This window comes from Frankia sp. Allo2, assembly GCF_000733325.1.
Taxonomy (GTDB): Bacteria; Actinomycetota; Actinomycetes; order Frankiales; family Frankiaceae; genus Frankia; species Frankia casuarinae.
The window spans coordinates 76,747-84,751 of sequence record NZ_JPHT01000021.1 but is presented as its reverse complement, the minus strand read 5'-3'; the positions used below and the strand labels follow the sequence as shown (position 1 = coordinate 84,751).

Annotated in this window: 7 protein-coding genes (1 of these 7 cut by a window edge); 3 read left to right on the top strand and 4 right to left on the bottom strand. The window is 72.2% G+C overall.

All coding sequences use genetic code 11. The features are described 5' to 3' along the window. Both ALLO2_RS14870 and ALLO2_RS14865 read left to right on the top strand, forming a co-directional pair. On the top strand, positions 1–2,319 hold a 2,319-nt coding region (locus ALLO2_RS14870; RefSeq protein WP_035732823.1), incomplete at its 5' end, for a condensation domain-containing protein. 3 nt (positions 2,320–2,322) lie between these two features. Beyond that, positions 2,323–3,162 carry an alpha/beta fold hydrolase gene (locus tag ALLO2_RS14865; RefSeq protein ID WP_035732788.1) on the top strand — a complete coding sequence of 280 codons (840 nt, stop codon included), beginning with the start codon at positions 2,323–2,325 and terminating at the stop codon, positions 3,160–3,162. An 82-nt stretch (positions 3,163–3,244) separates the two neighbouring features. On the opposite strand, the gene ALLO2_RS14860 is transcribed toward ALLO2_RS14865, so the two are convergent. The 4 genes from ALLO2_RS14860 to ALLO2_RS25700 all read right to left on the bottom strand — a co-directional run bounded on the left by ALLO2_RS14860 (position 3,245) and on the right by ALLO2_RS25700 (position 7,256). Then, positions 3,245–4,561 carry an ABC transporter permease gene (locus tag ALLO2_RS14860; protein ID WP_035732786.1) on the bottom strand — a complete coding sequence of 439 codons (1,317 nt, stop codon included), beginning with the start codon at positions 4,559–4,561 and terminating at the stop codon, positions 3,245–3,247. Positions 4,562–4,613: 52 nt separating this feature from the next. Further along, positions 4,614–5,297: an ABC transporter ATP-binding protein gene (locus ALLO2_RS14855; protein ID WP_011436859.1), complete on the bottom strand. Its 684-nt coding sequence runs from the start codon at positions 5,295–5,297 to the stop codon at positions 4,614–4,616. 103 nt (positions 5,298–5,400) lie between these two features. Continuing rightward, positions 5,401–6,840, bottom strand: coding sequence for an ABC transporter permease (locus ALLO2_RS14850; RefSeq protein ID WP_023840252.1), 1,440 nt, complete (start codon positions 6,838–6,840; stop codon positions 5,401–5,403). Further along, complete coding sequence (locus ALLO2_RS25700; protein ID WP_139168514.1) at positions 6,837–7,256, bottom strand: hypothetical protein; 420 nt, start codon at positions 7,254–7,256, stop codon at positions 6,837–6,839. The genes ALLO2_RS14850 and ALLO2_RS25700 overlap by 4 nt, the downstream gene beginning before the upstream one ends. A gap of 276 nt (positions 7,257–7,532) precedes the next feature. Here ALLO2_RS25700 and ALLO2_RS14840 point away from each other — a divergent pair, with 276 nt between their 5' ends. Then, positions 7,533–8,005: the beginning of a HAMP domain-containing sensor histidine kinase gene (locus ALLO2_RS14840; RefSeq protein ID WP_051875288.1), read on the top strand. 949 nt of this gene lie beyond the right edge of the window; 473 of the gene's 1,422 nt are visible here — the first part of the coding sequence; its start codon is at positions 7,533–7,535; its stop codon lies off the right edge, out of view.

The window sequence follows — 8,005 nt, the reverse complement described above, 5'->3', positions numbered from 1 at the left end:
GCGTTGGACCGGGAGCGGGTGGTGGCGGGGACGGGCAGTGTGGTGGGTGGCCCGTTGCCGGGTGTCCGGACGTATGTGTTGGACGAGTTCCTGCGGCCGGTGCCTCCCGGGGTGGTCGGTGAGCTTTATGTGGCGGGTGCCGGGCTGGCCCGTGGCTATCTCAATCGTCCCGCGTTGACCGGGGNGCGGNTCGTGGCCTGCCCGTTCGGGGGGNCGGGGGAGCGCATGTACCGCACGGGTGACCTGGCCCGGTGGACCGGCGATGGTGGGCTGGTGTTCGCGGGGCGGGCGGATGCGCAGGTGAAGATCCGTGGTTTCCGGATCGAGCCCGGCGAGATCGAGGCCGTGCTGTCCGGGCATCCCGCCGTCGACCAGGTCGCCGTCGTGATGCGTGAGGACCAGCCCGGCCACCGGCACCTCGTGGCCTATCTCGCCGGGACCGCCGGGACCGCCGGAACCGCCGGGGACGGCTCGGACCTCCGGGACTTCGCGGCCGGGCGGCTGCCGGACTACATGGTTCCTTCCGCGGTAGTGCTGCTGGACGCGTTGCCGTTGACGGTCAACGGCAAGCTGGACCGGGACGCGCTGCCGGCTCCCGACTTCGCGGGCCTGGCCGGTGGCCGGGAGCCCCGGACGCCCGTCGAGGAGGCGCTGTGCGCGCTGTTCGCCGAGCTGCTGCACCTGGAGTACGTCGGGGCCGACGACAGCTTCTTCGACCTCGGCGGCGACTCGATCATGTCGATGCAGCTGGTGGCCCGGGCCCGCCGTGCGGGCATGGTGATCACGCCCAGGCAGGTGTTCGAGGACAAGACGCCCGCCCGCCTCGCGCTGGTGGCGGAGAGCAGGCCCGCCGGACCGGCGGTCGACGACCTGGCCGTCGGNGAGGNCCCGTTGATCCCGGNGATGCGTTGGGTGGCCGAGCGGACCGGGCTGCGCCGGTTCTCCCAGTCGGTGCTGACGATCGTGCCGGCTGGGCTGGGCGAGGGCCGGTTGGTCACGGCGGTCCAGGCTCTGGTGGACCGGCACGACGCGCTGCGGGCGCGGCTGGTGTGCCCCGGCCCGGACGTCGCCTCGTGGCGGCTGGACATTCCGCCGCCTGGTCTGGACGCCTCCTCGTCGGTGCACCGGGTGGACGCCGCCGGTCTGACCGGGCCCGAGCTGACCTCGCTGGTGGCCGCGGTGGGCCGGTCGGCGGCGCGGCGGCTCGATCCGGAGGCCGGGGTGATGCTGCAGGTGGTGTGGCTGGATCGGGGGCCGGATGCCCCCGGCCGGGTGCTGCTGGTGGCGCACCACCTGGTGGTCGACGGGGTGTCGTGGCGGGTGCTGCTGCCGGACCTGGCGGCGGCCTGTACGGGGGCTTCGCTGGAGCCGGTGGGCACCTCGTTCCGCCGGTGGGCGGGGCTGCTGGCCGGCTCGGCGGACGACCCGGCGCGGGTGGCGGAACTGCCTGGGTGGCAGCGGTTGCTGGCCGATCCCGAGCCGCCGCTGGGCGGGCGTCCCCTGGACCCCGCTCGCGACACGGTGTCGAGCGTACGGCGGGTGTCGGTCCCGGTGCCGCGTGACGTGACGGCGGCGCTGCTGACAACCGTACCCGCGGTGTTCCACGCCGGGATCGACGACGTGCTGCTGACAGGTCTGTCGCTGGCGGTGACCGAATGGCGCGGGGTGCCAGGCCCGGTGCTGGTGGATGTGGAGGGGCACGGGCGCGAGCCGCTGGCCGATGACGTGGATCTGTCGCGTACGGTCGGCTGGTTCACCAGCGTGCATCCCGTCCGGCTGGACCCGGGTCGGGTGGACTTCGCCGAGGTACGGGCGGGTGGCGATGCCGCGGGCGTGGTGATCAAGCGGGTGAAGGAGCAGGTGCGGGCGGTGCCGGGCGATGGCCTGGGCTTCGGCGTGCTGCGCTATCTCAACGTGGTCACGGGACCGGCGCTGGCCGCGCCACCGGTGCCGCAGATCGGGTTCAACTACCTGGGCCGGTTCACCACCTCGGCCAGGCAGGAGGAGTGGCAGCCGGTGGCGCTGGGCGGGGACATGCCCGAGCGGATGCCCGTCGCGCACGCGCTGGAGGCGGACGGGATCGTCGAAGACGGGCCCGACGGGCCCGAGCTCACCGTGTCGCTGTCGTGGCCTGCCGGTCTTCTCGAGCCGGACGCGGTGCGGGAGCTGACCGACGGGTGGGTGGCGATGCTGACCGGGCTGGCCGCTCAGGCGGGCCGCCCGGGGGCCGGCGGGCACAGCCCGTCCGACTTTCCGCTGCTCAGCCTGGCCCAGCAGCAGCTTGAGGAGCTGGAAGCGGAAATCGCGATGGAGGACTAGCCGATGCCGGTGGCTCGGATCAACGGGATCAACCTGAGCTTCGATGACTACGGCGTGGGAGCGCCGGTCCTCCTGGTCACCGGGACGGGAGCCCCCGGGCGCGTCTGGCGGACCCACCAGGTGCCGGCGCTGCGAGCCGCGGGCTACCGCGTCATCACGATGGACAACCGGGGCATTCCGCCCTCCGACGCCGGGCCTGAGGGGTTCACGCTGGCCGACATGGTGGCCGACACCGCCGCCCTCATCGAGCATCTGGGCGTCGAGGGCTGCCGGGTTGTGGGCTTCTCACTCGGCGCCATGATCGTGCAGGAGCTGCTCGTCGCCCGGCCCCGGTTGGTCGGGCAGGCCGTGCTGATGGCGACCCGCGGCAGGTCCGACGCGCTGGCCACCGCCATGTCCCTAGCCGAAATAGAGCTGTACGACAGCGGTGTCACGGTACCTGCGCGTTATGCGGCTTTCATGCATGCGCTGCAGAGCCTCTCGCCGCGTACGCTCAACGACGAACGGCAGATCAGGGACTGGCTCGACGTCTTCGAGGTCTCCGCGGTGACCCTCTCGGCGGCCCGCGGCCAACTGGGCCTGGAACTCATCCCCGACCGCCGGCCGGGCTTCGCGCATATCCAGTGCCCCTGTCTGGTGATCGGCTTCCAGGACGACCTGATAGTCCGTCCACCGCTGTGCCGCGAAGTCGCCGAGGCCATCCCGGGAGCCACCTACGAAGAAATTCCGGGCTGCGGCCACTACGGCTACCTGGANCGCCCCACCGAAGTGAACTCGGCCATTCTGGGCTTCTTTGCTCGGCAAACGACCGGCGCAGTGCCCGGTCAGGTCATCGTCACGTAGTGCCGCGGTAATCAACACGGCTGACCCGTTCCGTCATCGAGCCCCGGCCGCCGGTGATGGAGGTGCGTGGGAGCCTTGGCGTTCATTCGACCTCGGCCAGGGCGTGGGCCGGCCGCAGCCGGGTCGTGCGCCAGGCCGCGAGCGTGCCGGCGATCAGGGCCGCGGCGATGGCGATCAGGGCCGCCGCCGCGAGGGTGCTTGGCTCGGTGTGTGCGTTCAGGTGCACGGCGAGGTTGTGCGCGCCCGTGCCGGTGCCGACGGTGGCGGTCAGGGTCGGTGCGACCGCGTTGACAAGACCGATGCCGGCGTAGCCGACCGCTACTCCGAGCGCCGCGCCGGCGAGGCCGACCGTGCCGGACTCGGCCATGATCTGCGTGATGACGCGCCAGCTGGTCCAGCCGATCGCTTTCAGGGTTCCGAGTTCGCGCGTCCGCCGGGTTACGGAGGCGAGGGTGAACAGGCTGGCGGCGGCGACGGTGGCCAACAGCACGCCCACGGTGAGCCAGGTGCCGAGATCGTGCATGAGGGTGGTGGCGCTGGCGAGAGAGCCGTTGACCGCCTCGGCGAGGTCGCGTGAGCTGCTGAGGGTGGCCGAGGGCAGGAGCGCGGCGAGCTCGGTTTCGACCGCGCCGACGTCGGCCGCGGTGCTCGCCGAGACGTAGATCGTGCTTACCTNCCCCGCCAGCGGCTCCGAGTGCTGACCGGCGGGCAGCCGCTGGGCGGCAGCGAGCGGGNGGNAGATGCTGGCCGCGCCGGTGGCCGTGGGTTGAGAGACGATCCCGACGACGGCGAACCGGGTCCCGGCAACGGTGATCGTCGATCCGACGCCAAGGTGGTGGGCGGCGGCGTACTGGGTGTCGATGACCGCGACGTCGCCGCGGCTGTCGGCCCGGGACAGGGAACGGCCCGAGCGAAGCGTGGCGGACGCGGCTGGCCCGAGGCCCAGGCGCGTGACGTCGATCCCGTCGATCCTCGTGCTGGTCGGGATGCCGCCCGAGCCGGTCGGCGGGAGGGTGATCTCGCTCAGGACCAACGAGTCCGCGACGCCGGCGACGTGCGCCAGCCCGGCGATGGCCCGCACCGTCGACGAATCCAGCACCGCCCCGCCGGCCACCGACAGGCCCGTGCTGCTCGCGCCGTCCGCGCTGCCGCTGCCGTCCGCGCTGCCGCTGCCGGTCGCGCCGGCGCGACGGTCGGCCGATGGTGTGGCGGTGACGGNGAGGNCGGNGNCGATCCCGTTCAGCGTGTGTAGCACCGCGGTCTGCGCGTCGTCGACCGCGGCGGCGGTAGCCGTCGTGGCGAGGACGAGCCCGACGCCGACGGCGAGCCCCGTGGCGACGAGCATCGCCTGACGCGACCGGTGCCGCAGTTCACGTCGAAGATAGGTCAGGACGAACATGAGGGCTCCGATCGTGCGTTCGCCGACCGGCGGCGTGCGTTTGACATGCCGGTCACCCGATCCGCGTACCGGTGATGTCCAGCTTGCCGTCGTGCATGACGGCAACACGTTCGGCGAGGGCCGCGACGGCGCTGTCGTGGGTGACGAGCACGAGCGTGAGCTGGTTGGCGGTCCAGATCTGTTCGAGCAGCGTGAGGATCTCGTCGCGGGTGTCGACGTCGAGGTTGCCGGTGGGCTCGTCGGCGAGCAGCACGCTGGGTTCCTTGACCAGGGCCCGGGCGATCCCCACGCGTTGTTGCTGGCCGCCGGACAGCTCGGAGGGCAGGTGTCCGGCTCGATCGGCCAGGCCCACGGCCGCCAGCGCTGCCGCCGCGCGTTCCCGGCGCTGGACGGCGGGGGTGCGCAGCGGAACGAGGGCGGCTTCGACGTTCTCGATCGCGGACAGGGTGGGGATGAGGTTGAACATCTGGAACACGAAGCCGACCCGGGCGGCACGGATCTCGGTGAGCTGTTTCTCGGACATCGTGGCCAGGTCCTGACCGTCGAGGTTGACGGTGCCGGTGCTGGGCCGGTCCATGCCGCCCAACAGCTGCAGCAGGGTGCTCTTGCCGCTGCCGGTGCGGCCCTGGATGGCGAGCCATTCGCCGTCGGCGATGGACAGGTTCAGGTCCCGCACCGCGGTGACGGTGCTGCCACGGGCGCGGAAGGTCTTGGAAACGCCGGTAAGGGTATACATCGGGTTCTCGATTCGATCTCGGGAAAGCTCGGTTCGACCTCGGGAAGGGCGGTAAGCGGGTGCGGGTGGCCGGGGCTGGTGTGCTGGTGTGCTGGTGGGCTGGTCAGGCGACGCGGACGAGGGCGTGGGCCGGGCGCAGCCGGGCGACGCGCCAGCTGCCGAGCGCGCCGGCGAGGACCGCGCCGACGATCGCGAGCACGACCGCGAGCAGGATCGTCGCGGCCCCGACGGTGGCGTGCAGGTGGACGCTGAGGGTGTGCACCCCGCCGGGCAGCGTCATCGTCTCGAGGCTGCCGTTCTTGATCAGCGCGCCCTGGGGTGGTGTCGAGCCGGGGTTCAGGGCGACGGCCGCGGTCAGCGTGGGGGCGATCGCGTCGATGACGGCGGCGCCGGCGAACCCGAGCCCGATTCCGACCGCGGCTCCGGCCAGGCCGGTCACGAGCGATTCGGCCATGATCTGGGCGATGATGCGCCGGGTATGCCACCCGAGTGCCTTGAGCGTGCCGAACTCGCGAACCCGCCGCCGCACCGCGGCGGTGGTCAGCAGGGCGGCCAGCGCGAATGCGGCGAGGAGCATCGCCACGGCCAGCCAGCGGCCGAGGTCGCGCGCGAGGTCGGCGGCGCTGGCCAGCGACCCGCTGACCCTGCTGGCCAGGTCCGACGAGCTGGTGACGGTGGCACTCGGGAGCAGCTTGGCGACCTCGTCGTGCACGGTGGGGATGTCGGCCGCGCCGGCGGCGGCCACGTAGATCGCGGTGAGCTTCCCGGCCAGGTCGGGCCGGGCGGAGGAGGCGAGTGCCCGGGCGCGGCCGAGCGGGATGAAGACGTCCTCCGGGTCGCTGGCGGCTGGTTGGCTGATGATGCCGATCACGGTGAAGCGGGTCTTGGCGATCACGATCGTCGAGCCCACCCCAAGGTGGTGCGCGGCCGCGTAACGCGCGTCGATCACGGCGCGGTCGGCGTCGGCGTCCGCGGTGGTGAAGGACCGGCCCGAGGTGAGCGTGCCGGAGGCGTACGGGCCGAGCTTGAGGTGCGCGACATCGACCCCGTCGATGCTGGTCGAGGTGAGGCTGGGCAGCCCGCCGGTGGACGGCGTCGGGCCGACGACCGTCTCACCCACGCTCAGGCCGCCCGCGACCTCGGCCACGCCGGACATCTTCGAGATCGGGGCCAGGGCTGAGGAATCCAGTAGCCCGAGGCCGGGCGGCAGCCGGAAGAACTCCTTGCCCGCGTCCCCGGACGTGACCAGGCCCTGATTCGAACCCGAACCGCTCGAACCCGAGCCGCTGGTGGCCGCCGTCGTCACCGAGATGTCGGTGCCCACCCCGTATAGCGAGTGGAGCACCGTGGTCTGCGCCCGGCTCACGCCCGTCGACGCCGCGGTCAGCGTGACCACCGCAGCGACCCCCACCGCCAGACCGACCGCGACGATCACTGTCTGCCGGGCCCGTCCCCGCAGGCCGCGCAGCAGGTAGGTCACGAAGAACCTGCTCGAGGATGTCGCCGGTGCGTGGGCCGGCCTGTGGGTGCCGAGCGCGGTCATGACCCGTTTCCGGACAGCGGGGGCAGGCTCGCCGACGAATGCCCGGACGGCGTGAACGGGGTACCCAGATCTGGCCGCGATCCACCACCCGGGGCCTGCTGTTGTTGCTGCTGCTGAACCTGACCCGGGTCGGGCGAGCCGGTGCCCGGCGAGCTGGTAGCCGGCGAGCTGGTAGCCGGCTCGGGATCGGGCGACGTCTTCGAGCCCTGGCACGCGGCGGCGCCGAGCAGGCACAGGGCAACCGCCGCGGCGCCGACCGTCCTGCGCGCCGCCGAAGACCACCTGGTCGCTGCGGGCGTCGCTGCGGGCGTCGCGGGGTACCGGTCCGCGGCTCTGGTCTGTGGTGTGGTCTGCGGCATGGTCTGTGGTGTGGTCTGCGGCATGGCCTGTGGTGTGGCCTGTGGTGTGTTGTTCATCTCGCTCACGTCCTCGTCAGGTGCGGGATCGGCGCTCGGTCCGATTCTCGGCTGCGTCCGGTTACTGGGACGTTGATATGACGGGGGCGGCAACACGGGGTCAACGTCAGCTGTTACCGCCCTGTTACCCGCGCGGGTGGGATCCTGGGAGGGCGGAAGGTCGCACCGAAGCCGGTTCCCGTTCGCATGCGCCAACAGGCGACGGTGGTTTCAGCGCACGGTGGTTTCAGCGCACGGTGGTTTCAGTGCGGGATCTGCGAGAGGTGGCAGCCAAGCGTGAGTGACCTGGCCGAGCGGGCGAGGACGGCTGCCGCGGCGTCCGGTACNCCCGCCGAGCCGCCCGAGCCGGCTCGGCGGGCGGTGTCAGCCGCCGCTGCCGCCCCGCGTTCCAGCGGGCTGGTCGCCCGCCTCCGTCGGTGGCCGTGGGCGAGGCTGCTCCCGCGCACGGTCCGATTGCGCCTGACGCTGCTCTACGGCAGCTTGTTCGTCCTGTCCGGCGCCGCGCTGCTGGCGATCACGTATCTTCTGGTGCTGCACGTCACCGCCACCATCCAGATCNNNACCNCCCCGACCGGCATGCCGGAAACCCAGGGCGGCCCACTCAACGGGCAACCGGCCCCGCCACGGGCCTCGTCGGCGGTCGCCTCGCAGGTCCACCACAGCTACCTGCACCAGTTGCTCGTCGAGTCCGGGATCGCACTGGCGATCATGGCGGTTGTGTCGATCTGGCTCGGCTGGCTGGTGGCGGG

Excerpts from the sequence above, each read along its gene's own strand:
- ALLO2_RS14850 (WP_023840252.1), bottom strand. The coding sequence starts at position 6,840 with ATGACCGCGCTCGGCACCCACAGGCCGGCCCACGCACCGGCGACATCC.
- ALLO2_RS14855 (WP_011436859.1), bottom strand. The coding sequence starts at position 5,297 with ATGTATACCCTTACCGGCGTTTCCAAGACCTTCCGCGCCCGTGGCAGC.
- ALLO2_RS25700 (WP_139168514.1), bottom strand. The coding sequence starts at position 7,256 with ATGAACAACACACCACAGGCCACACCACAGGCCATGCCGCAGACCACA.